The organism is Oculatella sp. LEGE 06141, assembly GCF_015207605.1.
Classification (GTDB): Bacteria; Cyanobacteriota; Cyanobacteriia; order Elainellales; family Elainellaceae; genus Oculatella.
In genome coordinates, this window is record NZ_JADEWO010000016.1 from 96,985 (window position 1) to 123,915 (window position 26,931).

General features: G+C 51.3%; 15 protein-coding genes. 5 read left to right on the top strand and 10 right to left on the bottom strand.

Annotated features, from left to right (window positions below; translation table 11 throughout):
* Positions 1-68 precede the first annotated feature (68 nt).
* The 8 genes from IQ268_RS32250 to IQ268_RS13460 all read right to left on the bottom strand — a co-directional run bounded on the left by IQ268_RS32250 (position 69) and on the right by IQ268_RS13460 (position 14,002).
* Positions 69-389, bottom strand: a complete 321-nt coding sequence (locus IQ268_RS32250) for a hypothetical protein (RefSeq protein WP_228035335.1) — start codon at positions 387-389, stop codon at positions 69-71.
* Between the two features lie 50 nt (positions 390-439).
* A complete protein-coding gene (locus tag IQ268_RS32255) occupies positions 440-2,527 on the bottom strand; it encodes a peptidoglycan DD-metalloendopeptidase family protein (RefSeq protein ID WP_228035336.1) in 2,088 nt (695 codons plus the stop codon).
* An 863-nt stretch (positions 2,528-3,390) separates the two neighbouring features.
* Complete coding sequence (locus IQ268_RS13435; RefSeq protein WP_193879512.1) at positions 3,391-3,570, bottom strand: hypothetical protein; 180 nt, start codon at positions 3,568-3,570, stop codon at positions 3,391-3,393.
* A 123-nt stretch (positions 3,571-3,693) separates the two neighbouring features.
* Positions 3,694-6,144 carry an acyl-CoA dehydrogenase gene (locus tag IQ268_RS13440; RefSeq protein WP_193879514.1) on the bottom strand — a complete coding sequence of 817 codons (2,451 nt, stop codon included), beginning with the start codon at positions 6,142-6,144 and terminating at the stop codon, positions 3,694-3,696.
* 73 nt (positions 6,145-6,217) lie between these two features.
* Positions 6,218-7,399: an acetyl-CoA C-acyltransferase gene (locus IQ268_RS13445; RefSeq protein WP_193879515.1), complete on the bottom strand. Its 1,182-nt coding sequence runs from the start codon at positions 7,397-7,399 to the stop codon at positions 6,218-6,220.
* Between the two features lie 242 nt (positions 7,400-7,641).
* Entirely contained in the window at positions 7,642-9,987 is a 2,346-nt protein-coding gene (locus IQ268_RS13450) for a 3-hydroxyacyl-CoA dehydrogenase/enoyl-CoA hydratase family protein (protein WP_193879516.1), read from the bottom strand.
* A 22-nt stretch (positions 9,988-10,009) separates the two neighbouring features.
* Complete coding sequence (locus IQ268_RS13455; RefSeq protein WP_193879517.1) at positions 10,010-12,238, bottom strand: long-chain fatty acid--CoA ligase; 2,229 nt, start codon at positions 12,236-12,238, stop codon at positions 10,010-10,012.
* A gap of 891 nt (positions 12,239-13,129) precedes the next feature.
* Entirely contained in the window at positions 13,130-14,002 is an 873-nt protein-coding gene (locus tag IQ268_RS13460) for an alpha/beta hydrolase (protein ID WP_193879519.1), read from the bottom strand.
* Between the two features lie 1,253 nt (positions 14,003-15,255).
* Here IQ268_RS13460 and IQ268_RS13465 point away from each other — a divergent pair.
* The 5 genes from IQ268_RS13465 to IQ268_RS13485 all read left to right on the top strand — a co-directional run bounded on the left by IQ268_RS13465 (position 15,256) and on the right by IQ268_RS13485 (position 20,265).
* The gene (locus IQ268_RS13465) at positions 15,256-15,930 is read left to right on the top strand and encodes a 2OG-Fe dioxygenase family protein (RefSeq protein WP_193879521.1); all 675 of its coding nucleotides are present in this window, start codon (positions 15,256-15,258) and stop codon (positions 15,928-15,930) included.
* A 110-nt stretch (positions 15,931-16,040) separates the two neighbouring features.
* Complete coding sequence (locus IQ268_RS13470) at positions 16,041-17,303, top strand: cysteine desulfurase-like protein (protein WP_193879524.1); 1,263 nt, start codon at positions 16,041-16,043, stop codon at positions 17,301-17,303.
* 409 nt (positions 17,304-17,712) lie between these two features.
* The gene (locus IQ268_RS33400; RefSeq protein ID WP_339383292.1) at positions 17,713-18,936 is read left to right on the top strand and encodes an acyl-CoA dehydrogenase family protein; all 1,224 of its coding nucleotides are present in this window, start codon (positions 17,713-17,715) and stop codon (positions 18,934-18,936) included.
* Complete coding sequence (locus IQ268_RS13480; RefSeq protein WP_193879528.1) at positions 18,917-19,672, top strand: PIG-L deacetylase family protein; 756 nt, start codon at positions 18,917-18,919, stop codon at positions 19,670-19,672. The genes IQ268_RS33400 and IQ268_RS13480 overlap by 20 nt, the downstream gene beginning before the upstream one ends.
* Positions 19,669-20,265, top strand: coding sequence for an SAM-dependent methyltransferase (locus tag IQ268_RS13485; protein WP_193879531.1), 597 nt, complete (start codon positions 19,669-19,671; stop codon positions 20,263-20,265). Before IQ268_RS13480 ends, IQ268_RS13485 begins: the two co-directional genes overlap by 4 nt.
* Positions 20,266-20,383: 118 nt before the next feature.
* Here IQ268_RS13485 and IQ268_RS13490 read toward each other — a convergent pair whose 3' ends face one another.
* A complete protein-coding gene (locus IQ268_RS13490; protein WP_193879534.1) occupies positions 20,384-22,915 on the bottom strand; it encodes a right-handed parallel beta-helix repeat-containing protein in 2,532 nt (843 codons plus the stop codon).
* A gap of 176 nt (positions 22,916-23,091) precedes the next feature.
* Positions 23,092-26,931, bottom strand: a 3,840-nt coding sequence (locus tag IQ268_RS13495; protein WP_193879537.1) for an Ig-like domain-containing protein, incomplete at its 5' end; no start/stop codon positions are given.

The following is a 26,931-nucleotide window of genomic DNA, read 5'->3' on the forward strand; positions in this document are numbered from 1 at the left end:
GGAAGTAATGAAAGTAAAATCAATATTTAATTTGTATGCTTCCCTTGTTTTGTCACATTGCCGTAGATTTAACGGTATCGTGCAGCTAAAATTAATACTTCTTCGTTGCTGCAATTGCGGTAGACGGCAGCAAAATCCCTGTTTTTTCGTTCTTCTAAAGCTTTGCTACCCAACGTACGGGTATCGTATGGCAGTGTAGCGATGGTAGAGATGGGATCATGTGCGCTTGAACAAGCTGCTGCGATCGGCTGATGTTGCGGCAACTGCGCTTCTCTCGAATCGTTGCTGAAGTGAGCCAGAACCGTTGCAGCCGATTGATGTGCTGCTGAAGTAGAAACAGGGAAGCCTATCCGGTAGGGCTGAAAAATACACAACGTTTGTAGGGGCAATGCATTGCATTGCCCCTACAGCAGTCGCTCAGATGTCTTTATACCTCTGTTTAGTTGCCCTGGCTGACCGTAACACCTGCGGCAACTGCCAGGGGATCGATCGCAACCCAGCCATTGCTGGTTAGCACCTGCGTTTCAAAGTGGAGGTGAGGCCCGGTCGAGTTGCCCGTGCTGCCCACAAAGCCAAGCACAGTCCCTTGTTGCAATACCATTCCGGGTTGCACGGCAATTCCAGACAGGTGGGCATAGACATTGCGCTGAGCGGTTTCGCTGTTTTCAACAATTACAGCCAGACCATATCCACCCATGTAGTCTGCCGCAACGACCCGACCGGGCAGAGCCGCCAGCACAGGGGTTCCGGTAGGAGCGCCAATGTCAATCCCGGCATGGAAGCGGCGATCGCCCGAAATGGGGTGAATGCGCCAACCAAAGGCAGAGGTAATGGCCGCCGGAATTGCTAAGGGGAAGCTAATTCTACCCCAGCGCGAATGTTGCAACGCTGCGGTATCAACGCTGAAGGCCGGATTGTAATAAATCGGCTGCACTCCAGCGCAGCCTTCCGGTGCCGCTTTATCTGGGGTGGCGGATTGTGCCAGCGCCACCGTTTGAGCTTTCGCCACTCCCGCTTTATTAGCGGCCTTGGGCAGGTGTTGTTCCAGGGCAGAGACGAGGGAGCGATCGCCAAGAACGGTGTCATCAAGGGCGATCGCTTCAGACTCGGCACTGGTTTCCTTGGCAATTGCGTATAGCTGCTGAGAAACCTCTTCCCCTTTTGCCAGATAAGTCCACCAGTCAAATGCAGATTGAACCGCAATGGGTACGCCCACTGAGGATGCAACGCCTACCTTGTTCAAAGATTTACTTAACGCTGAGCCAACGGCGCGATCGAGCTTAAAGTCCACCGATGGTGCGGATGCGGTCTTCTCTATATTTGACGCATCGGACTGTGACGCATCGGATTTAAGGTCACGACGATCAGTGGCTTCGACAGCCGCCACCAACGCCGACTCATTCTCACCTGCCGCTTGGGTCAGGCTGACTGTTTGAGCTAGTGTATCAGGCTCTCCTGGGGCAGTGGAGCCAACCAGCATCGCGGCAAACTGCTTGCCAATGTTAATTGGCTGCACTGCCGTTGCCACCGCAGGTTTGGCGATCGCTTCATCCGACGATGAGCGGTCAACCAGCACGCGCGGCAGGCAGCGATCGCTTAACACCGGGCTAACAAAGGTAGGGGTGCGAGAGGCTGTCCATTGTCTGGGAACGACAATTGGCTGAGTTGAGTTAAGGGCGACCGCTTCACCAGTAGAATCAACGGTTGGATCAACCTCTGGTACCGTTTCCTGCTGCTTTGCCTCAATCTTGTCAATCTTGGCTAGCGTTTCAGCCTGCGTTTCGGGTGGTAATGCTGGATGCTGAGCTGTCTGCCGTGCCACATCAAACTGGCCGAGTTGAGCATAGAGCAGCGCCGATACCACCAAATTGCGTCTGAGCTGTTCCTCGCGGGCAGGGCGATCGCGCTCTACCAGGGTTGCCAGTTCATTCGCTACCACTTGCCTTGCTGCGGCTAGCGCCTCGTCTGAGAGCGGCACTTCACCGGCTGCAGGCACAGCGGGTGATGGCGCAACCGTTGGAGCTGTTCTTGCCGCATCAGGATTCGTTGCGCCAACCGCATTCTCTGAAGCAGCGGGACTGGCCGCAGGGGAAGGAGTAACCCTGGTTAATGGCGTGGATGACTCGACATCAGGCTGAGGCTGGGAGGGAGCGATCGCGGTGGAGGGGGTCGTCAGCGGTGCCAAAATCGATAAGGCGGCTGAACTTGCCTCTGAAGAGGGAACCCCTCCAGCCTGGGGTTGGTTAGTCTTGGGTTGTGGTTTGTCGGGTGTGGCAGCGAGAGGAGTGCTAACACTGGCCGATGCCGCAACTGAAGCAGTCGTCTCAGGGGATGCAATCGGCGCAGGTGTGGGGGTCGATTGAGCGGGTGTTGCAGCCTGACTATCTAACTCGTTGCTGTCTGCGGCCTGGGAGGAAGAAGGCGGGTCGGAGGTTGGCAGAGCCGGTAGAGTAAACGCTTCGAGAATCGCAGAGGTAACAACGGCAGTCGTGAGACAATGCCCGATGGGTCTAAGAAAGTGCTTCATCGGAGACTAAATTGATGCAGTAGGGGTGGGCGTGCCTGGGAAAACAACCTGGTTAAGGCGTATGATCCAGTTCAAGAAGGCCAGGTGAATGGATTGAATGTGCCGGATAGACTCTAAACAGCGATCGCATGGGTGATCACAAAAAATACCAACAAATTGATACTCGATCCCCTGTTGATATCATCTGAATCAGCCAGAATGATCAATTCATGCATCTGCTCAATCATTGGCAACCGTTAGCAAACGACTGAGCAACTCAGTATGAAGAGAGTCATCCAGAGAATAAGAGTTCCCTGATGCAGGCTGTTGGGTTTGGTCTTTATCACAGTTCATTCAAAAGGGATTACTCTGATACGTGTTTTCTCTAGCCGTTTCGATAAAGAATGGGAAAAGTATCGTCCAGATTGTGCCATGTCGGCAGAACTGGCGGCTAGAATTTGACTCCAGCTTTATGCAGACTTCATTTGCTAATCCACTGTCGTGGTTGCCGAATCCGGATGGAGTACCAGATTTCATCAAGCGTTCATGCTTTGAGGCAAGTTCGTCTTTGTTTAAAGATTTGATACGGTTTTACCAAGCTGATCTCAGTACCGATTGGGTTAGATCGTCGAAACTATCCGCTTCTTTTACTTAAGCGGATGAATTGTAGTGTGTTATTTGTTGCTTGATTTTCGCTGCAAATTACCCAGGTGCAAGCATTTGAAGGGCGAATTCGTACGAGGCTTCAGCAACACTGGACAAAACTCGTTTCAGGATTGTGCTAGGGAATAGTTCCGTGGGGCAAGACTCAACTGGTGATGATTGCCCCCCAGTGTTCCAGACAGCGAAATAACTGCTGATCATCGGGCGCTTGTTTGGGGCTTCTATGCTATTCGCGTCGTCAGTTTGTGATGCAGCATGGATGGTAAAGCCTCTTCAAGGCCGTGGGGCGATCGCCCACTCATCTTGATACAAATCTGCTGATCATCCTCCAGCTCTCGCTGGATCAAGTCTTGCAACCACTTCCGCTGCTGCTGAGAGTAGGTCTGCTGGCAGGTGTGCATTTGAGCCGGGATTGGCAGCGCAAAGGGACAGGTATAGATCTGGCCGTGGGCGGTGTAGCGTTATGCCCACTTCTACCCCTTTATCTCCTTTAGCTACGGTTGCGGTTCAATTACGTCAGGGAGTTAGCTGATGGCCACGTACTCCTTCACCACTGAAGAACTGGGTGAGCTACCGTTTTGGTACTCTTCCAGGGTAAACGCATCAACTTGAATCGCATCGTTGCGTGCGAACTCTGCGGCGCGAGCTAGTGTTGCCTCTTCCTGGGTGATGATTCCAGCGGTCAAGGCAACTTCAATCAGTTGATCGGGTTTGGCCTGGGGTAATTGCCCGGTACGGCTGGCTGCTTTAATCGTTTTAAGGATGCTCTCTGCCTGAACAGACAAATTTAGCGCGTGTTCTAACCGTCCCAGTGCTTCATCGGGATGGGAGGGAAGGTAAATGCCAGCCGTCAGGCGATCGCGTCCTGCTCCAGGTACCTGAATCAGTTGAGCAATGTGACTGCCTAACTCGTCGGACGGGAGAGTGCCAATGGGATTGAGCCGCCACCATGCCGCCACCGGCCCGCGCAGGATGGCACCTAACAGTGGAACGGAAAAATTGTTGAAAATCCCTTCAAACGCTTGCTGAATTTGGGCAAAGGCATATTGCATTGCCCAGTGAACCAGGGGTAAGTCCTGCGGATTGCGTCCTTCTGCCTCAAACCGCCGCAGGGTTGCTGTGCCCAAATACATCCACGACAACGCATCTGCAAATCGTCCGGTGAGGGTTTCTCGGCGTTTTAAGCTGCCGCCAAAGCCAAGCAAAGCCAGATCCGTCAAAACGGCAAAGGTTGCAGAAGCCCAGGCCAGTTTGCGGTGATATTGCGCGGTGGAACCGGAGCGCGGACGGGCAAAATAGCCGCGAGACAGACTGAGCAAGACGGCTCGAAATCCATTTCGCACCGTTAACCCCAGGTGATGCCAGAAGGCATGGTCAAAGGCGATCGCGTCTCCCTGGCTTAACGCCTGAACTTCTTGATAAACATAGGGATGGCAGCGAATTACCCCCTGTCCAAAAATCATCATGGTGCGGGTGAGGATATTGGCTCCTTCGACGGTGATGGTAATGGGCATTGCGGTATAGATATTTGCCAGCAGGTTTCTTGGCCCACGACAGATTCCCGATCCGCCCAGGATGTCCATGCCGTCTGTCGTCAGTTTGCGGGTGAGTTCCGTGAAGTGATATTTGGCGATCGCCGAGACCACAGACGGCTTCTCACCGTTATCCACGGCACCACAGGTGTAGATGCGCGCCGCTTCCATCAGGTACGTTAGCCCAGCAATGCGAGCCAGTGGTTCTTCAACCCCTTCAAATCGCCCAATGGAAAGGCCAAACTGTCGTCGTACAGTGGCATGGGCACCCGTTACCCGCGCAACGAGTTTGGCAACACCAGTGCAGGTGGCCGGGAAACTGATACCCCGACCAGCGGCCAGCGCTTGCATCAGCATCTTCCATCCCTGGCCGGCCTGTTCTGCACCACCGATGATTTGCTCAACCGAAATGATGACATCGTGGCCTTCAATCGGAGAATTGTAGAACGGTACGCCCATTGGATCATGCCGTTTTCCCAGCACCACACCAGGAGTACTGGCTGGAATCAGGGCACAGGTAATCCCCAGGTTGGTACCGTGACCCAGCAGGTTATCGGGGTCGCGAAGCTTGAAGGCCAGCCCAATTAATGTGGCGATCGCACCCAGGGTAATGTAACGTTTGCGGAAATTTAAGCGCAGGTAAAGCTGGCCATCGTTTCCTTGAAACACTACGCCCTCTGAGGTGATACTGGCGGCATCGGAGCCAGCGTTGGGTTCGGTGAGCGCAAAGCAGGGAATTTCCTCTCCACGCGCCAGTCGCGGCAAGTAGTAGTCCTTTTGAGCCTGGGTGCCATAGCTCAACAGCAGTTTGGCGGGGCCAAGGGAGTTGGTTACACCCACCGTTGCCGTATGGGTGAACGATCGCGAGGCTAACTTCACCATCACCGCACTGTAGGCCAGGTTAGAGAACTCCAGTCCGCCATAGGCTTTGGGAATCATCATGCCAAAAAAGCGTTCTTGCTTAAGATACGCCCAAACCTCTGGCGGCAGATCTTTGCGACGCTGGATCTCCCAGTCGGTTGCCATGCGGCAAACCTGTTCCACTGGCCCGTCCAGAAAGGCTTGAATTTCAGGATTCACCTCAGGGTAGGGTTCGTTGATCAGGCGGTTCAGGTTAGGCGCACCCGAAAAGAATTCCCCATCTACCCACACGGTTCCTGCATCGATCGCCGCCCGCTCTGTTTCGGAAATGCTGGGCAGCAGCTTGAGGGCTTGAATTCCTTTCATGATCGGTGCTGTGAGCAGTGAGCGCCGCAGCGGTGGAACATTCAAGATGAGCGCCAGAATGGCAAAGACAATCCATCCCCCCAGGGGACAATTGATCGCCCACAGCACAGCCGCCAAATATAATGACCACAACCATAGCGGCACGCCGAGATAGCCAAACAACAGCAGGAAGAGGAGCAGACTCGGAAGCGCGATCGCAACTGGAACAGAAATCATGATAGTTCACCAAACCCATGCAAGTGTTATGTAAGGGAGCGCCCCTCGCCGTTGGGGTAAGCGTCAATGATGGCTAACGCATCAAATTCTCGAACACTCCGGCTGCACCCATGCCGCCCCCAACACACATGGTGACTAGCCCATAGCGGATGCCGCGCCGTTTCATTTCGTGTAATAAAGTGGCCGTCAGTTTTGCCCCTGTCATTCCCAGAGGATGCCCCAGAGCGATCGCGCCTCCGTTGACATTGACAATGTCTTGATTGAGGTTGAGTTTGCGGATGACCGCCAATGACTGAGCCGCAAAGGCTTCATTTAGTTCAATCAGTCCAATATCATCCAAGGTTAAACCCACCTGATGCAGTACCTTGGGGATGGCGGCTACGGGGCCAATCCCCATGATTTCGGGCGGCACTCCTGCAACCGCAAACCCCAGCAACCGTCCCATTGGCTGCACCCCAAGCTCCTCCACCATGCGCTTGCTGACCACGACCGTTGCCGCTGCTCCATCCGACATTTGGGAGGAGTTGCCAGCCGTGACGGTGCCCCCCAACCGAAAGACCGCCGGTAGCTTAGCCAGCGCTTCCAGGCTGGTATCAGAACGGGGGCCTTCATCCGCTTGCAGCATCGTTTCATGGGTCTGAGTTTTGCCATCCCTATACAGCGTTTCGTGAACCGGGATAGGAACCGTCTCTTCTGCAAATCGTCCTGCCTGAATCGCATCCAGTGCCCGTTGGTGCGATCGCAGCGCAAAGGCATCCTGGTCTTCCCGCGACACCTGATACTGCTGCGCTACGTTTTCGGCGGTTAGGCCCATGGTGCAATACACCTGGGGAACGGCTGCAACTAAATCGGGGTTAGGCGCGATCGCATGTCCGCCCATTGGAATCAAGCTCATGGATTCGGCTCCTCCCGCCACCATCACCTCCGCCTGTCCTGTTTCAATTGCCTGGGATGCCATTGCGATCGTTTGCAATCCAGAGGCGCAGAAGCGATTCACAGTGCTGCCTGCCACCGAGTCGGGTAAGCCTGCCCGTTGAGCAATGATCCGGCCTAAATTAAAGCCCTGTTCTGCTTCTGGAAAGGCACAGCCCATAATAATGTCATCAATCTGCTCTGGCTCCAGACCGTTTACCCGACCAATGGCTTCCTTAACGGCGATCGCTCCCATGTCATCAGGACGCATGGTGTGCAGGGTGCCGCGTGGCGCTTTTCCAACCGCCGTTCGAATGCTGCTAACAATGTACGCATCTTTCATGGGTGTCTTCCTCAATGCCAATTTTGAAGGTTGAATTGTAGAGATAGATGCCTGAACCGATTTAAAATCCGTTCCGACTCGATGAGGTTTGAAAAGCAAATGTCTTCTGTAAGGGCGTAGCATTCGGCGATAGCCTTTGAAATAGACCCAAAAGTATTGGCCGAATGCTACGCCCCTACGGGTGTTGGGTACAAACTAGACCTTTAAAACATCCTCTAAACTTCAACCGCTACAGCCTGAATTTAATTTCGTAATGGCTTTTTGGTTTTCAGCATGTGAATAATTCGTTCCTGCGTTTTGGGCTGGCTCAAGAGAGGCAAGAAGGTTTCTCGCTCCAGTTGCAGCAGGTAATCTTCGTGAACCAACGCCGGTGCGGTTAACTCGCCTCCGGTCATGACATAGGCCAGCTTGCCTGCCAGGTAGCGATCGTACTCACTGGCAAAACCGCCCTGCTGGAAGACATTAGCAACGTTCTCTAACACGGCTCTGGCCGGACGACCCAGCACCATAATGGCGGTTTGCTCTGGGGGTGGAGTGTAGCCCACCCGATCGAGGTGCAGCACCTCCGCTTTGGCAACGGCTAGGCGGCGATCGCCATTCATCAAAATCCGGGTGGTGCAGGGCAGAAATCCAATGGTCTGCGCTTCGTGAGCGCTGCTCGACACCTTCGCCATAGCAATGGTTTCAAATGCCGATTGTAGAAGGGGCTGCACCTGACTGGGTGTTTCATTGGCCGCTCGTTCAGCGACTCGCGCCACCATTCGCATAATGCCGCCTGCACCGGGAATTAAGCCAACCCCCACTTCAACCAAACCAATGTAGGTTTCTGCGGCGGCTACAACCTGGGGACAGGCCATCACCAGTTCGCAGCCGCCCCCCAAAGCGCGTCCTTGAATCGCTGCCACGATGGGTTTAGAGGCGTAGCGAATCCGCTGGAGCAACGATTGAAAGGTGACAATTAAATCAGCCAGACCCTCAAAATTGCCGGACTGCGCCATTGCCCCCATTTCAGCCAGGTTTGCTCCTCCAGAGAAATGGGCGCTGCCGTTGCCAATCACCAATCCCTTGAAGTCCTGAGTGTCTAGCATATCCAGAACTTCAACCAACCCATCCACCACATTGAGGCTCAGGGTATTGCCTTTGGAGCGAAACTCGTACAGCACAACCCCATCCCCCAGATCCAGCAGAGCCGCTTCTGAGTTTTGCCATAGGGTGCGGTGCGGGTCTGCTTTTAGTTCGGCCAGGTTAATTTCTTGGTCGGAAACGGCAACAGACGCATAGCCCCGATTGGGCTGATAAACATGGCGATCGCTCAGGTAAAAATGGGTTGCCCCATTCTGCTGCATCGCCTCTATCCAAACGGGCACTGCAACCCCTGCCGCTTTCATATCATCCAATACCCTGCCAAACCCCAACGCATCCCACAGTTCAAAGGGGCCTAAATCCCAGCCAAAGCCCCAGCGCATAGCGCGATCGATATCAGCAGGGCTATCTGCAATTTCGGGAAGGCGACGGGCGCTGTAGTTGAGTAGATCTAACGTGGTTTGGCGGAAGAAGGCTCCGGCGCGACCAGAATCATGGTACAGAGCATGGAGGCGATCGCGCAGATCGGGGAATTTGCCGATCGCTTCGATGTCTCCCAGATTCATTGGTTTGGCGGGTTCATAGTCCAATGTTTCAGGATTAAGAGAGAGAATCTGTCCCTTTTGTTTTTTGTAAAATCCTTGCCCCGTTTTGGCTCCCAGCGTTCCGGTTGCCACCAACTTACCCAGCACATCCGGCACTCGGAACATCTCTCGACCGTCATCCTCAGGAATAGCCGGATAGAGGTTCTTTGCTACATACATCAAGGTATCCAGCCCTACCAGATCGGCCGTGCGAAAGGTGGCCGATTTGGGTCGTCCTGCCAGGGTTCCGGTCAGGGTATCAATTTCCTCAATGGTGTAGCCCTGCTCTGTCCAGGCTCGCAGCCCCAGCATCGTGGCATACATGCCAATCCGGTTGCCAATGAAATTGGGAGTATCTTTGGCAATGACAACCCCCTTGCCTAGATGTATCGCTCCAAACCACCGCATCCGTTCCACAACTCCCGGATCGGTATCAGGGGTGGGAATGAGTTCCAGTAACTTGAGATAGCGGGGAGGGTTGAAAAAGTGAGTTCCCAAAAACCGTTTACGGAACGAGTCTGGCTGACCCTGAGCGATCGCATGGATGGGCAACCCGCTGGTATTAGTGGAGACGATCGCATCCTCACGAATGACCTCCGCCAACTGCTGCATGAGCTGCTGCTTAATCTCTAAATTTTCAACGATCGCTTCAATGACCCAATCTACATGGGCAAGGCGATCAAAATGCTCGTCAAAGTTCCCCAGAATCACGCGACGGGCTATCTTTTCTGTAAAAAAGATGGGTGGAGACATCTTTAGCGCCTTTTTAAAGGACGCTTCTACCAGACCGTTTTTGTTGCCCGACCTGGCTGGTAAATCTAGCAAATGAACCGTTAGACCTGCATTAGCCAGGTGGGCGGCAATCTGGGTTCCCATAACCCCAGCCCCAAGAACAGCGGCGGTTCGGAACGGTTTAAACATGGTTCTAAAACCCTCCCAGGAGTTAGTTGGTTAAGCGTGGATTGAGGGATTGGGCAAAGGCTGGACAGGATGACTCTGGTGTTGGCGGACAAATCACAGCGGAGGAGACGCTAGAAACAGGATGGTCTGCCCCTAGATTCGTTTCCCTACTCTCTCCAACTCGTCGAGTTCCAGCGTCCTGATATAGGGCATCAATTTCATTGGCAAACGTCTTGAGGACATTGGCGCGATTGATCTGGTGATTTGATATCAGTAGCCCGTTGTCCACCGTGAAAGGGGCATCCAGTAGCCGAAATCGTTTAACTGTCGCCCAATACGGTAAACGACAATTGGCGGCGGTGACCAATGATTGATACAGGGCAATGATGCAGGGGTGTTTGAGCAGTGCCTCGTTGGGCAAATCTAGCCCGATTCCCAGGGCATAGGTGTGTAGAGCGCTCATATTTGGAATGATTAACAGGGCGCAAAACTTGCGTTCTGAACCCACGGCGATCGCCTGGGATACAAAGCTAGATTGTTTCAGCCGTGCCTCAATCGGTTGGGGCACGATGTACTTTCCGGTGGAAAGTTTGAACAACGCTTTTTTTAAGCCCGTGATTTTGAGAAACCCATCGGCTGTGAAGGCACCTAAATCGCCCGTATGAAACCAGCCCTGCTGATCAATAGCCTCGCGCGTGGCTTCGGGGTTTTTGTAGTAACCAGGGGTGATGTATGGCCCTCGTACCAGAATTTCATCATCCGCTGCGATCGCCACTTCAACGCCTGCGATTGGCACTCCCACCGTTCCGGCTCGGTTAAAGCGACCCCGATTGCACGCAACCACCGCACTGGCCTGGGTTAAGCCATACCCTTGTAGAATCGTGACTCCTGCCGCTGCAAACACATTGGCAAGTTCAGCGTTCAAAGCGGCACCTCCACAGATCAGGTACTTGAGGCGACCGCCAAAAACAGCACGCCACTTAGATAGCACCAACCAATCTGCTACCTTGAGCCGCAGGGCATACAGTCCTTTGGGTTGTCGTCCCAGTTCATACTGCTTCGCTAACTTTAATGCCCATTGAAACACCATGTGAGTCAGGGCAATTTGCGGTAGTTGAAACAAGGAACGCGGAAACAGCAGCCCTGCAACCACCGGAGCAGAGAAAGACAAACTGGGGGATGGTTTGTTTCCTTTTTCTAGAATTTTGCTATAGACCTTCTCTACCAGGAGCGGCACCGTTACCAGAATTGTAGGCTGCACGTCCTGCAAGTGTTTCATGACCCGGTTGGGTGTCGAAAAGTAAATGCTATGACCATAGTTAATATGTCCATACAGCAGGCAACGAGCCAGAACATGATTTAACGGCAGAAACGACAGCACCGCATCTTGTGATCCTCGCTGCAAATCTGGTAGACCCGAAAACGCGGTGAGGGCATTGGCCGAGAGATTTTCGTGGGTCAGCATGACCCCCTCCAGTTGTCCATTGGGGTCAGGAATATAGATAATGGTTGCCAGTTGACTGGGTGCCAGGGAGGTTCGCAGGTGTTGTAAGCGTGTGTCTGACCGTTGAGATTCTCCCTTGGTTTGGATCTCTTTTAGTGAAAAAACCTGAACGCACTGAGGGACATGGGACTGAAAAGGTTCTGCATGGGCTGGATGGAGAACCATCGGGATGTCTAAACAGGCTGATTCAGGAATGGCTTCGCTATAGCTCGGCTCCTGTCCTGTACTATGCAATGGAGACACCAGCCGTTGCGATTGGGATACTGCTGCTTCAGGGACGTGCGTTTGTCGCCAGTCGGCTGGCACATTAATGACAATAATGTGATGCAGATCGGGACTATCCCCAATGTAGGGAGTGATTTGGGTTAGCAAGTCTAAGTTGGAAACAATCAGCGCTTTGGCTTCGCTATGTTTGAGGACAAAAATGATATGCTCAAGCGTTTGGGTTAAGTCAATGGGCACATCAATCAGGTGCGCGAAGAGGCACCCCATATCAGCTATACAAAAATTTAGATCGCTATGCATCAGGAGGGCAGCGCGATCGCCCTTCTCTAACCCGATGGCTAATAGCCCCAATGCGGTGGCTTCAACGGCAGTCTGAAACGCTTGATTCGAGAGAGTTTGCCAACCCGTTTCTGTCCATTGATGAAAGGCGCGATCGTTTTGGGTGCGATCGCACGCTTCGTCTAGCAATGAAGGTAATGTCCGTCCCAAAAACATCTCTCCAGAGTTTAAGGGAGCCTGGTGAATTTTTTTAACATGCAACATCTTTCTAATAGGGCGAAAGGTGCGTTAACAAAGCTTTTGTAGATGGATCTGAATAACGTTTCTACAAACCATTGGCCTGCAAACCATTGGTCTATAAACTGCTGGTTTCCAAACTGCTGATTTATAGAAAGGACAACCTCTTCAACTCTTCAACACATGCTTGCTGACAAAGAGAGCGAACTCTCTATTATCATGAGCAGTTGATTTTCAGTTCTTTGAAGCAATCATGATTGAAAATGTTGACCCCTTGAGAGAGTAATATTACTCAAGGACTAACATTGATGAGATTGCTTTCAAATGCCAGATAGTTGCTCTGGGTTGGCTGAGGTCAGATGCGAATTTAACTCTCAGAGAACTGAACTGCAAGTATCAGTAGATAACGTAGATATTGTCTTCTGATACTGGAACCTTGATGAGTGGTTAGTATCTCCAACGGAGTAGCGATTAACAGAAGTTTCTATACGCTTCAAGACAGAGGCATCGTGATGCTGAACTGTCTTTGTAATTGTTTTTCAGATAATAATTAGTATAACTAGCCAAACCGAAACCTGTTGATTTTTATACATTTCTTGAACAATCTGAGAAGTTGCTCGCGGCACCCGCCATTTTTCATGAGAAGTGGCAGTAGATTGATAACTATTTCGCAGGTAGAGAGCTTTTCATGTAACGTTTATTAACCGAATGCTCTTGAACACTGCCTCATTCGTTCAGCCCCTGGGGCGCTCAATATTAAACAGCCGAGTGCTATGAATAGAACAATAGCAAGAGGACGACAAGTGAAATGATCTCACCGTTCCCGGTTTGCTCGCTCTATTTCTACTGCAATGGCTGTCGCTTTGAAGGATAAAATCTGCTTTGTGATGGCAGCTCGTCACCCCAGTTTGGTCGAGGTTACGGTATGCAAAATGTAGAAGATTGGCTCGTGGTTGCTGATTGCGAATGCCGCTCAAACCAGTCTTCCATGTCTGCTAAAATCCCTTGATATTCCAGGTCAATATATAGATCGTGATAGTGTCCTGGGTACTCACGATGCTCTTTGTCTGGAAACATGATTTGTTGAAAGAAGACGCGGCTCTCCTCTGGAAAGGTGACTTGATCTGCACTGCCGTGAAGCAGCAGCAACGGAATTTGCAAGTCAGAGGCGTGTTTGTAGATCCAATCGACTGTGGCAAAGAACTCGGTTGCCAGTCGGGCACTGCCATATTCATGGCGCAACGCATCTTTGAGGTATAGAGCGCATATTTCTGGATCGCGGGAACACAAATCGTTGCGAATACCTAACTTGAGGCTAAATCGCGGCAACGTGCGTGAAAGCAGCCGTCCCACTGCCAATTTGACTGGCGAGATGCATACTTTTCCTAATGCTGGAGCTGACACAATCAAGCCTTGCAGGCATTGAGGCGATCGCAACGCATAGTCCAGGGCGATCGTCCCTCCCAAACTGTGCCCCCACAAGAAGCAGGGATATCCCGATCGCTGTTGATAAATTTGCTGCAAAAATGCGCGTAAATCTTCCCGAAACTCTGCCCATGTGTTGATGTGACCTCGTTGACCCGGAGAGCGTCCATGCCCCCGCAAATCAAAGGTGTGAACTTCATAACCCTGGACAACCAGGTAGTCCACCGCAGGATTGAACAGATCACTGTGCCCCCCCAGGCCGTGAACCATGACTACGGATGCCTGCGTTTGATTAGTGGGATACCAGCTTTGACAGTAAAGGTTGAGATCTCCAAACCCTTTAAAGGTTCCTTCAACGTGTTTCATTGTGTTTCTCTCCAAATAGGTTCTATCCTGCTGTGGGATTGAGTCATTACAAAAGACGTGGCTGTAGTTTGAAACCCTGATAGGCAACGTTTTATTTGGCACTACGATTGGGCGGACTACAAGAGTTGTAGTCCTGTGGTGATGTGGGGAGCGGTGTAATGCTTAAAAACGTATCGTGCTTACTTAGTAGTATATCTAACCTGGTGTGTTGCTGCCTTAGTGTGGACGATAGGACTGTTCATTTAGCTTCTACCGTCATTAAGAGGACTGAGAAGTACTAAGCCCAACTCGAACCGCCTCCTACAGCAGTTCTCAATCGAGTAAGCCACAGTCTCGTCAAGATGGGTTTGGGATATAGGATTTGGGGTGTGGTGAATGAAAATGGCTGTAGGAGGCGAATGCAGACGATTGAATCCGTCTCAGACATCCTCTCAAAGAGAAGACTAAACTGATGCTCAAGCCTCACGCTGAAACTTGAATCCTGCAATATGGCGGGATACATACTAAGACAATGAGTTCACTTGCTGTGGAACCATCACGGAAATTCCCGATCTATGCAAAATGTAAGTCGGGAACTATACCATGTTTAAGTTCATTACTCAGCGGCCATTGATGACCATAGGCTTGCAGCGATGATTTTATAGTTCTATTTTGAATTGAATAAATTGGAGTGTTGGGAATTTGATAAAAAACTTACGCTTTTTCCTGATAGTTCTGTTGAGGTTGAGGAGAGATCAGTCAATTAGAGGATAAACGGCCTTTCAGACTTCTGGGATCAGGGGTTAGACACTTTGGCTGAATTGTTTTTGTATCTCAATGCAGATGTCAAATGCGTTCTTGCAATGCCAGGTCATATAGTATGTCGCACAATATATTGCACAGTATGCGGCTAAACCATGAAGCGAAAGAATTAGCTATAGTGGATGAAAACACACATGGGCGATCGCGCCACCGTTTGGGTTAATTGCCTTTCTCTGCAAGGGGCTAAGTATACCTGGACGATAGTTAATGATCAAACAATGGTTAGATAGTCGGCATCCTGGCTAGGAGCCGTTGCTTTTGTATTTTCTACTAATCCTATCGAGATACACTGATTTCTGCGTTCAAAGTGAGCGATCAGAAAGGTGACTTAACACGTCGATTTAAAGCAGTGAACGTTACAGCTTTTTAGCTGGGATGGGTCAAGAATAGACAGGAAAACGCCATCTATCTCGGTCTGGGTTGTTGTTGCGTTAAGGAATGAGGCAACCATTATGCTGGCCTTATCAAAATCTCAAGAATTTAATTGCACGATTGATTATGTGCTTGAACGGCTTAACTCCGTTACTGTTTCCAACTGCATTCCTTTCTTCAGTCATCTGCCAGCCGATCCTTATTTAGAAGGAAACTATCGATTTCGGCGGTTTTCTCATTTTCAAATTTCTAACGGCCATCTAGTACAGCTTCCTCATGCAGCCTTTTTTCAAAGCAAAGCTCACAATCCGCTGCTGGGTGATGTGACGCGAGAGTATCTTGAATTAGAGGATGAGCTAATTCAACTTTCAGACTTTCAGATGCTCGTTCTGGAGTTTTTTGAATTCTGTCAGCGCTGTTCATCGTCTAATGAAGTGGGCGTTCATCAAATTCGCATCACAGCCGATCACCATCTGGGAAATCCGGCTCCTGAAGGAATTCACCGCGATGGGGTTGACCTGGTGGGCATCGTTTGCGTTAACCGAGACAACATTGATGGTGGAGAAACTCACCTGTATCAAGCGTCGGATCGCAGTCTGGTATTTGCCAAAGTGCTTAATCCGGGTGAGCTGCTGTTGGTGAACGATCGCCAGTTTTTTCACTTCACGACTCCCATTCAAGCGCGATCGCCCCAGGAAGGCGTTCGAGATGTCTTTGTGTTCACCTGTCCAGGATTACCTCAGGTGAATCATTGATCATTAAATTGAACACATGCTGAGTTCTTCAAGCAGGAACCTGACTTTATAATTCATGTGGTGCGGATATGAACGTATCAATACCATGTTCATCACAGCAGGATGGCGTTATGGCATCTCTCAACTTGAATTGGATTCGCGATCGGTTTCCAGCCCTCTCGCAGACTGTCAACGGTCTGCCCGTTACGTTCTTTGATGGCCCTGGTGGAACTCAGGTACCCCAGTCGGTGATCGATGCGATCGCGGATTATTTAACCACGTCAAACGCTAACACGCACGGTGCCTTTGCTACCAGCGCCCGGACGGATGAACTGCTAGTGGCAGCACGGGAAGCGATCGCCGATTTCTTGGGCTGTGATGGAGATGAAGTGGTGTTTGGTGCCAACATGACCACGCTCACCTTTGCCCTAAGTCGGGCGATTGGGCGTGAACTGCAACCCGGTGATGAAATTGTGGTCACTCGCCTGGATCACGATGCCAACGTTACGCCCTGGTCGGTGCTGGAGGAACAAGGCGTTGTCATTCGCGTGGTTGATATCAACGTGGAAGATTGCACTCTGGATATGGCTGATCTGGAGCGACAGATCAATAACCGAACCCGGCTCGTTGCTGTGGGCTATGCCTCCAATGCGGTCGGTAGCATCAATGATGTGGCGAAGGTAATACAGCTTGCCCGTGCGGTGGGGGCGATGGTGTTTGTGGATGCGGTTCACTATGCGCCCCATCTGCCCATTGACGTGAGAACTCTCGATTGCGATTTTTTGGCCTGTTCTGCATACAAATTTTTTGGCCCCCATGTAGGCGTGCTGTATGGCAAGCGGCAGCATCTAACTCGTTTGCGGCCTTATAAGGTGCGTCCGGCTTCGGATGAAAGTCCGTCGCGCTGGGAAAGCGGCACCCAAAATCATGAAGGGTTGGCAGGGGTGGTCGCCGCGATCGACTATCTAGCAGACCTGGGACGTTCTGTTTTGCCGGACGCTTACAGCCGTCGTGCGGCGCTGGTGGCAGCGATGCAAGCCATCCAGGACTATGAGCGATCGCTGTTCGAGCAGTTGCTGCCCCAGTTATTGCAGATTTCGGGGTTAACCGTCTATGGCATCACCGATCCGGATCGGTTCGCCTGGCGTACGCCCACGGCGGCGATTCGGTTCGCTGGACAGTCGCCTGAGCGATTGGCTCACATGTTGGGCGATCGCGGTATCTTCACCTGGAACGGTCATTTTTATGCGTTAAATCTAACGGAGCGATTAGGAGTCGAGTCGAGCGGTGGCCTGCTCAGGATTGGGTTGGCGCACTACAACACCCTGGAAGAAGTTCATCGGTTGTTGAATGCGTTGGATGAAATCACGTCCCCCTCTGCTGCTGTGCTTTAAAGTTGAGGCGTTTGGCGTAGTGGATTTGTCGCGATCGCTGCTGAGTGCAGGAGCCTCAAGTGTGGCCGTCTCTTGATGGAAATTATGGAAAGTGCTTGATGGATTCGACTGAAGTGCTCTAACACCCGGCTGACAACTATGCACTCAACCTCTGATGCAGGAGCAATGTCGGACAAGAGAAGCCTTGACCAAGCCCCAATCCAGATCATCAACGGGTGTATTTACTGTGATGATGCCCTGGGTGGTTCGCTCGTTGTGGTTTATTCATCTGAGAACCGCTGCAAATAAACACAAAAGAACCATTCCGTTAACAAAACATAACATCCTTCTTAAGGTTTGCCAGAAGGTAGATGCCTAAAGGAACAATACTGAGGCAATATTTTGCTAGCAACTTAAAAGACTAGACATAGTGGTTCCTATTACTCACTCATCAACTCGTTCTACTTGCCAACAGAGCGAGTTATCCATTGCTGACGTTTCTGTTCGAGGGGCTGAGGTTGCTGAGTTTTGTGCAGCAAACGCCAGTACGATCGACCACAACGGAGCTTTTCCAGTCAAGGAATTTGAGCTAATTGCTGCATCGGGCTTGTTAGCAGCACCGCTAAAACCGGAACTGGGAGGGCTAGGATTAGGCATCAACGCGGAGGTAACACACGACCTGCTGCTGCTGCTGAAGCAAATTGGGCGCGGTAATTTAGCCGTGGGGCGAGTGTACGAAGGACATGTCAACGCGTTGCAGCTTGTTCAAACCTTCGGCACACCTGATCAAATTGCAGCCTACGCCAGCGATGCTCGCGATCGCCACAGGATTTTTGGTGTGTGGAACGCGGAGGCCGAAGATGGCGTAACGGTTCATCCCCTGGGGGATGGACGGTACCGTTTGAACGGATCAAAAACGTTTTGTTCTGGGTCTGGTTTTGTCGATCGTCCCTTTGTGAATGGGCCATTGGCTGACGGTGCCTGGCAGATGTGCATTGTGCCAATGGAAGACGTTGCGACGGTTAGCGATCCGTCATGGTGGCAACCTGCGGGCATGAGGGCAACCGCCAGCTTTAAGGTCGATTTCAGCGGCGTTGAGTTAGATCCCCATGCACTCATCGGGCAACCGGGGGATTATTTTCGGCAACCCTGGTTGTCCGCTGGGGTGATGCGCTTTGCTGCGGTGCAGTTAGGTGGTGCAGAGGCGCTGTTTGATGCAACTCGACAGTATTTGCGCGACCTGAACCGAACCACTGATCCCTACCAGCAAGAACGGTTGGGGCGAATGGCGATCGCAATTGAAAGCGGCAATCTCTGGTTGCGGGGTGCAGCCGATGCGGTGAGCGCCTATTCACCCATGTTTGCAGGCTATCCCGACCAGCCCAATGAACAGGCAAGCCAACTCGTCGCCTATGCCAATATGGTGCGAACGATCGTTGAGCAGATATGTATGGAGGTGATGCAGCTTTGCGAACGCTCGGTTGGCACTCGTGGATTGCTTCCTCCCAATCCAATGGAGCGCATCATTCGAGATCTAACGCTGTACTTGCGACAACCCGTGTTTGATGCAGCCCTCGCCAATGCAGGACAGTACGCCTTATCTCAATCCACCGCTGCTCATTCTCTGTGGCGCTATGAATCCCCCAGGCATTAGTTCATCCCCCCTACTCAATCCTACGGCGTTGCCGTTGCGGTCGGTGAGTACTATCGCTGGTTCCGCGTTAGTTGTTGCACCGCATCCTGATGATGAAACCCTGGGTTGCGGTGGGGCGATCGCCCTACTGCGAGCATCAGGCTATTCAGTGCATATTCTGGTGATCAGTGATGGCACGTTATCCCATCCTCGTTCGCTCAAATATCCGGCTCCTCGCTTACAGGCGTTACGCGAAGCGGAAACATTAGCAGCGCTATCCGTGTTAGGAGTCAGCCCAACAGAGGCCACCTTTCTACGGCTAAAAGATGGCTCAGTTCCGGCTGATGTATCCAATGGATTTCAAGCCGCCATAACTCATTGCCTCGCTTGCTTAAACACACGAATGCCCAACACTCTTTTTTTGCCGTGGCGGGCAGATCCACATCCCGATCATCGGGCAACGTGGCAAATCGTTCGCGCAGCAGTAGACAATCTCACGTATTCGCCGCGCATCCTTGAATACCCTATTTGGGATTGGGACTTGAAACAGCAGGGGGAACTTGCAAACTTCGAGCAGGTAGTGGGATGGCGACTGGATATTGAGGCGGTGCTAGAGACTAAGCAACAGGCGATCGCCGCCTACCGCTCCCAAACCACGAATTTGATTGATGACGATCCAGACGGGTTTCAGTTAACGCCAGAGATGCTGGCAAATTTTGCTCGTCCCTGGGAAATGTATTTGGAGAATGTTCAATGAATCCATCCCAACCATCCCTCACACCGGAGTATTTCGATTCTCTCTACAGCAACGACCCTGACCCTTGGAAGTTTGAAACCAGCGAGTACGAAGCAGAAAAATATGCCGCGACGCTAGCAGCACTTCCAAAATTGCGATATCGCTCTGCCTTTGAAATTGGTGGCTCGATTGGTGTACTAACCGAAATGCTGGCTCAGCGCTGTGATTCGCTGCTTTCGGTGGACGTATCAGCACAGGCGCAGAATAAGGCGATCGTACGGTGTCAGGCTTTGCCGCACGTTCACTTCCAACTCATGCAGGTGCCCCAGGATTACCCTAACGAACAGTTTGATCTCACGGTATTGTCAGAAGTAGGGTACTACTGGTGTTGGGAGGACCTCCAGAAAGCACAACAACTGATGCTGCACCATCTGGAACCGGGAGGCCATTTACTGTTGGTTCACTGGACACTCTACGCCGATTATTACGACAATCCACTGAGCGGAGATGAAGTACACGATGCATTCCTCGCGTTACCCTCATCACAAATCAAGCATTTAAGGGGCGATCGGGCAGAACACTATCGTCTTGATCTGTTTGAACGGCTTCTGTGATGCAAGAAGTTTTTTGGTAGTGTAGTGCAAAATCCGCTTAGAGACTGTTTTAAGAGTCTAATGTCCCGGTAGCCAAAAATTCTGCTTCAGCACTACATTCCTAGCCATAACCAACATCTTAATTCCTGAAGCATGACGAAAAGCCTGCTTTATCAGTGAAAGTGGAGGCGTCAGGTTGTAAGAAAACGACCCCACCGTTTCTGAGTGAAATTGTACTCAAATCTCCAACTTCAAAGAGTCCTGGAGTTCCAGCGCTGTTGTTGTTCAAACGAAAACCTGTCGCACTGGTATTCCCATCGAGTACTACACAGACATCGGCTGTATTGGCGGTAGCGGTAACTTCTACTTCTGGGTTTCCGCCCGTTGTATTATCTGATACGGTATTTCCCTGAATATCTGTGATCAGGGTGGCAGAATCATTAGTGGTTAAAGTAATACCTTGAGCGCCATTCCCCGAAATGATGTTATTGCTAACTCCTGAAGAGCTATTAGCAGAGTCTGTAACATATTCCTGGAAGCTTAAATTGTTAGCTACCCCACGAATGCCAGCCCCACCGTTCCCTTGAATTACATTGGCATCAATTGCCAATTCTTGAGCCGCAACTTCATTACTTTCGATCGAAATTCCATCACCACCATTGTTAAGAATTTGATTTCTGCGAATAAAGACTTCTTGAGCCGCCGTAGAAGTTCCATTGAAGGTGCCCGACTGCACTCGAATCCCATCTCCGCCACTGCCGCTAATGGTACTGTCTTCCAGAGTGATTTCCTGCGAACCCCGGTTAGTGGCTCGAAGCAATACTCCTTCTGCACCGCTATTTAAAACAGTGCCATTACTGAACGAAACTTGTTGATTTGCTGAACCGTCGGCGGTCGCCAGTAGCGCCTGCTCACTGCTGTTACGCAGATTTGTATCAGTAACATCAACAATTTGCTGCAAGTCAAGTTCCTGAGTTAAATTCCCCAGGGCTGAAACTTCAATGGCAATTCGATTATCTGTAATCTGATGTCTTTGAATGGTGGTTTCCACATCACCTTCACTCGAGTTACGAATTAGTATCCCTTGTCCTGAACCAGCACCACCCTGAGAGCCTGTAATGGTGTTGTCAAATAGAACGACACTTTCTGTAACATCGTTGAGGAAAATTCCTCGTTCTCCTGCGTTCGTAATAATGTTGTCTCGAATCTCGACATTTTCAACCTGGTTGGCCGCGATCGCATTGCCAGGAGCATCCGTAATTCTAAATCCAGACAGTACGGTGCGATCGCCCATTGTAACTAGATCAGTGGCTCCAGTATCTCGAATTTGCGGCAAGTTGCCATCTCCTGAAAATGGCAGGCGAACTAGAATACCATTTCTGTAGTTCACAACTGGAGAAAAGGGCAGCCGGGCTGGAGCATTTGCGAAACCTGGAAACGGCAAACCAGCCAGAAACTGGATTGGGCCTTGAGAAAGCACTCGAACTCGATTTGGGATAGTAAATGCTGGGATATCTGGGTTGCTGCCTCCATCAACATACACAATGTTGTTTCCATCGGAGCGAGCATCATCCAATGCTTCCTGAATGGTGCCAAAGGGACGTTCAAATGTGCCGTCGCCCTGTGCCTGCCGTCCCAGAGCCACATGCACAAACCGATAGGCTTCCTCCTCTTCAGGGTTCATCAATGGCTCAATTACTTCAGTAACAACCGTCTCTGTTTCTTGCTGAATATCAATGGGAATGGTAGGAATGCGGACAATAGGCTCGCCTAGTCGTGCTGGAACATCTTCCACTTCTGTAATAGGCCCTCTTGGACGCACTCTTGGCCAGGTTAACCCAGCAGAGAGAACAACATTGGTTCCAAAAATATCATCGTCTTGCAGCATTAGGCCCAGTCTTAGGTTTTGGGTTGGTCTTCCTTCTAAACGTAAGCGCCACCCCAACGCACTATCGGTGCCGACTGCATCGTAAAAATACACCCCTCCGAAACCCCGCAGGTCGCCGTCGCCGTTATCCCACTCGGCCAGTTTTACACCCGCTTCGGCATCCAGTCCAAACAATGCGGCTTCGTGTAAGCGAGTAATTTGTTGCTCTCGACGGCTCGACAATACAAGCAGGTTTTCCTCAAACCCGCTCGAAAGGTCAAATCCGGTGTCTAAACGCCGCTCATCAACGAGTTGACGAGAGTTTCCTAAGGGAATATAGCTATTAATGCGAAAATCCCAGGTTTCGCCTAAACTCTCCAACCCCAACCCTAACTGATGAAAGGTGTTGTTGTTTGTTTCGCGGCTATCGAATGCCGCATAACCGCCAAAGATGCGGTTGCGAGATGGGGAATAAAACCGGTGCCCCAGCAATACACTGCCGCCAATGTTGCCGTCATTATCTAGCAGAAACCGAGGGACAAGAAAGGTAAGGTTTTGTCCTGGATCTTGCCTTAACGGAATGAACCCCTCCAATTGAGTCACCCCATCAAATCCGCCGCCGGAGGTTGAAGATTCAACTCCCAACCGTGCTGGAATGAGAAGATCGATGGCAGATCCTGTTTCTGCCAGAGGGGCAACGTTCGGTTCAGGTGTATCTGTTTCTGAGGTCTGAGCGATCGCTGGAGATGTAGCAGCAACGATGGCTAGAAGCCCTGTCAGGAACAGATAATCCGTAATCTTCATAACAATATATTTGCAGTAAATGGGGTGTACTTTTCTTGCTGGGGCTGGAGGAAGTAGCAGTGGCAACATCCACTGCTTGAAGTGTTCCCGGGGCCGACAAGCAGATACCGTTCAACGACCAACTTGGTCAACATAGAGGTCAGGTAACCTGACCTCTACCTTCGTCTTGGAACAGTTTAGAAGATGAAGTGTCGCTGAGAGAGTGTGTTTGCATTGACATCCTCCAGCACTGCTACTGTCTTAAAGCCACCGTTGATATTGGCTTTAAGCAAGGTGTCGTCACCTTTTTGAGTGAACTGAAGATCGCCCATTGACTGAATGCCTCGAATTTGTCGGAAATCAATGCGATCCCTGACAATTTCAAAATCGGTAATGACATCACCAAAATCCTTGGCAGAGACGTAGACAAATTGGTCACGACCCTGGCCACCTGTCAGAGTGTCTTTACCAAATCCTCCTATCAATACATCGTCGCCACGACCCCCTCTCACGATGTCTTTTCCACTGCCGCCATAGAGGCGATCGTTGCCAGACCCACCGTTGATGATGTCATTGCCAGCCTCTCCATAGAGGCGATCGTTGCCAGACCCACCGTTGAGGAGATCATCACCCGCTCCACCGCGCATCAAATCATTGCCGGAGCCACCATTGAGAACATCATTACCCTCGCCTCCTTCTATGTCATCATCTCCACTGCCCCCATTCAGGATGTCGTTTCCGTCATCCCCACGTATGGTATCATTGCTGCTGCCACCATTGATGATGTCATTACCGCCAAGCCCTCGGAGAATATCAATATCACTAAAGCCATTGAGAATATCATCACCATCTGTACCCGTCACGTTATCCGAGCCAGATGAGCCGTTTATGACGTTAGGGCCTAGAGGTGGAGCAATGGTGACATTAACGGTCGCAGTTTCGGTAACACCTCCAGCCAGTACTGTATAGGTAAAGCTGTCGTTGCCTACAAAACTAGCATTAGGAGTATAAGTGAGAGTGCCATCGGGATTGATGCTAACCACTCCATTGCTTCCTTGAGTAACGTCTTTAATTAATGCGTTACTGTCTTTGAAGCTGTCGTTGCTCAGGACACCGATAACAACAGCCTTTGCCCGTTGGGTGACCGCACTGTCGTTGGTGATGTCTACAACCGGATTGATGATGACGTTAACCGCTGCCGTTTCAGTCACTCCACCGGAGGTAACGGTGTAGGTGAAGCTATCGCTACCGTTGAAGTCGGGTTTAGGAGTGTAAGTGACTGTCCCATCCGGGTTGATCACCACTGTGCCATTGCTGCCGTTGGTCACACCTGTAACCGTGGCTCCAGGGGCAAAGCTATCGTTGTTCAACACCGAGATAGTAACGGGTGTGTCTTCGTTGGTTGTACCCGTATCGTTGGCAATGTCTATAACTGGATTGATGGTGACATTGACGGTCGCGGTTTCAGTCACTCCTCCAGAGGTAACGGTGTAGGTGAAGCTATCGCTGCCGTTGAAGTCTGGTTTAGGAGTGTAAGTGACTGTCCCATCCGGGTTGATCACCACTGTGCCATTGCTGCCGTTGGTCACACCTGTAACCGTGGCTCCAGGGGCAAAGCTGTCGTTGTTCAACACCGAGATAGTAACGGGTGTGTCTTCGTTGGTTGTACCCGTGTCGTTGGCAATGTCTATAACCGGATTGATGGTGACATTGACGGTTGCGGTTTCAGTCACTCCACCGGAGGTAACGGTGTAGGTGAAGCTATCGCTACCGTTGAAGTCGGGATTTGGGGTGTAAGTAACCGTCCCATCCGAGTTGATCACCACTGTGCCGTTGCTACCATCGGTCACACCTGTAACCGTAGCTCCTGGGGCAAAGCTGTCATTGTTCAGAACCGAGATAGTAACGAGTGTGTCTTCATTGGTCGTACCCGTGTCGTTGGCAATGTCTGCAATCGGGTTCACCGTGACGTTGACGGTTGCGGTCTCAGTGTTGCCAGCGATTGTTGTGACGGTGTAGGTGAAGCTATCGCTGCCGTTGAAGTCGGGTTTAGGAGTGTAGGTAACCGTGCCATCCGGATTGATCACCACTGTGCCGTTGCTACCATTGGTCACACCTGTAACCGTAGCTCCTGGGGCGAAGCTGTCGTTGTCAAGCACAGAGATGACAACCGGAGTGTCTTCATCCGTGCTGCTATTATCGTTGGCAATGTCCACAACCGGATTGATGGTGACATTGACAGTTGCGGTTTCAGTCACTCCCCCAGAGGTGACGGTGTAGGTAAAGCTATCACTACCGTTGAAATTTGCGTTTGGAGTATAGGTAACCGTCCCGTTCGGGTTGATCACCACTGTGCCGTTGCTGCCATCGGTCACCCCTGTAACCGTGGCTCCAGGGGCAAAGCTGTCGTTGTCAAGTACAGAGATAACAACCGGAGTGTCTTCATCCGTGCTGCTGTTATCGTCGGCAATGTCTACAACCGGATTGATGGTGACATTGACGGTTGCGGTTTCAGTCACTCCACCCGAGGTGACGGTGTAGGCGAAGCTATCGCTGCCGTTGAAGTCGGGGTTGGGGGTGTAAGTAACTGTGCCGTTCGGGTTGATTACCACTGTACCGTTGCTGCCATTGGTCACACCTGTAATCGTGGCTCCAGGGGCAAAGCTGTCGTTGTCAAGTACAGAGATGACAACCGGAGTGTCTTCATCCGTGCTGCTGTTATCGACAGCAATGTCCACAACCGGGTTCACCGTGATATTGACGGTTGCGGTTTCAGTCACTCCCCCAGAAGTGACGGTGTAGGTGAAGCTATCGCTGCCGTTGAAGTCTGGTTTGGGAGTGTAGGTAACCGTGCCGTTCGGGTTGATCACCACTGTGCCATTGCTACCATTGGTCACCCCTGTAACCGTGGCTCCTGGGGCGAAGCTGTCGTTGTCAAGCACAGAGATGACAACCGGAGTATCTTCATCCGTGCTGCTGTTATCGACGGCAATGTCCACAACCGGATTGATGGTGACATTGACGGTTGTGGTCTCAGTGTTGCCAGCGACTGTTGTGACGGTGTAGGTGAAGCTATCGCTGCCGTTGAAGTCTGGTTTGGGAGTGTAGGTAACCGTGCCGTTCGGGTTGATCACCACTGTGCCATTGCTGCCGTTGGTCACACCTGTAATCGTGGCTCCTGGGGCGAAGGTGTCGTTGTCAAGCACAGAGATGACAACCGGAGTATCTTCATCCGTGCTGCTGTTATCGACAGCAATGTCCACAACCGGATTGATGGTGACATTGACAGTTGCGGTCTCAGTGTTGCCAGCGACTGTTGTGACGGTGTAGGTGAAGCTATCGCTGCCGTTGAAGTCGGGTTTTGGGGTGTAGGTAACCGTGCCGTTCGGGTTGATCACCACTGTGCCATTGCTGCCATTGGTCACACCTGTAACCGTGGCTCCTGGGGCGAAGGTGTCGTTGTCAAGTACAGAGATGACAACCGGAGTATCTTCATCCGTGCTGCTGTTATCGTTGGCAATGTCCACAACCGGGTTCACCGCGATATTGACGGTTGCGGTTTCAGTCACTCCTCCTGAGGTGACGGTGTAGGTGAAGCTATCGCTGCCGTTGAAGTCGGGATTAGGAGTGTAGGTAACCGTCCCGTTTGGGTTGATTACCACTGTGCCGTTGCTGCCGTTGGTCACACCTGTAACCGTGGCTCCTGGGGCGAAGGTGTCGTTGTCAAGTACAGAGATGACAACCGGAGTATCTTCATTGGTGCTGCTGTTGTCGCTGACAATATCCCCAGCCGGATTGATGGTGACATTAACGGTCGCGGTTTCAGTCACTCCTCCTGAGGTGACGGTGTAGGTGAAGCTATCGCTACCGTTGAAGTCGGGTTTAGGAGTGTAAGTGACTGTCCCATCCGGGTTGATCACCACTGTGCCATTGCTGCCGTTGGTCACACCTGTAACCGTGGCTCCAGGGGCAAAGCTGTCATTGTTCAGAACCGAGATAGTAACGGGTGTGTCTTCATTGGTCGTACCCGTGTCGTT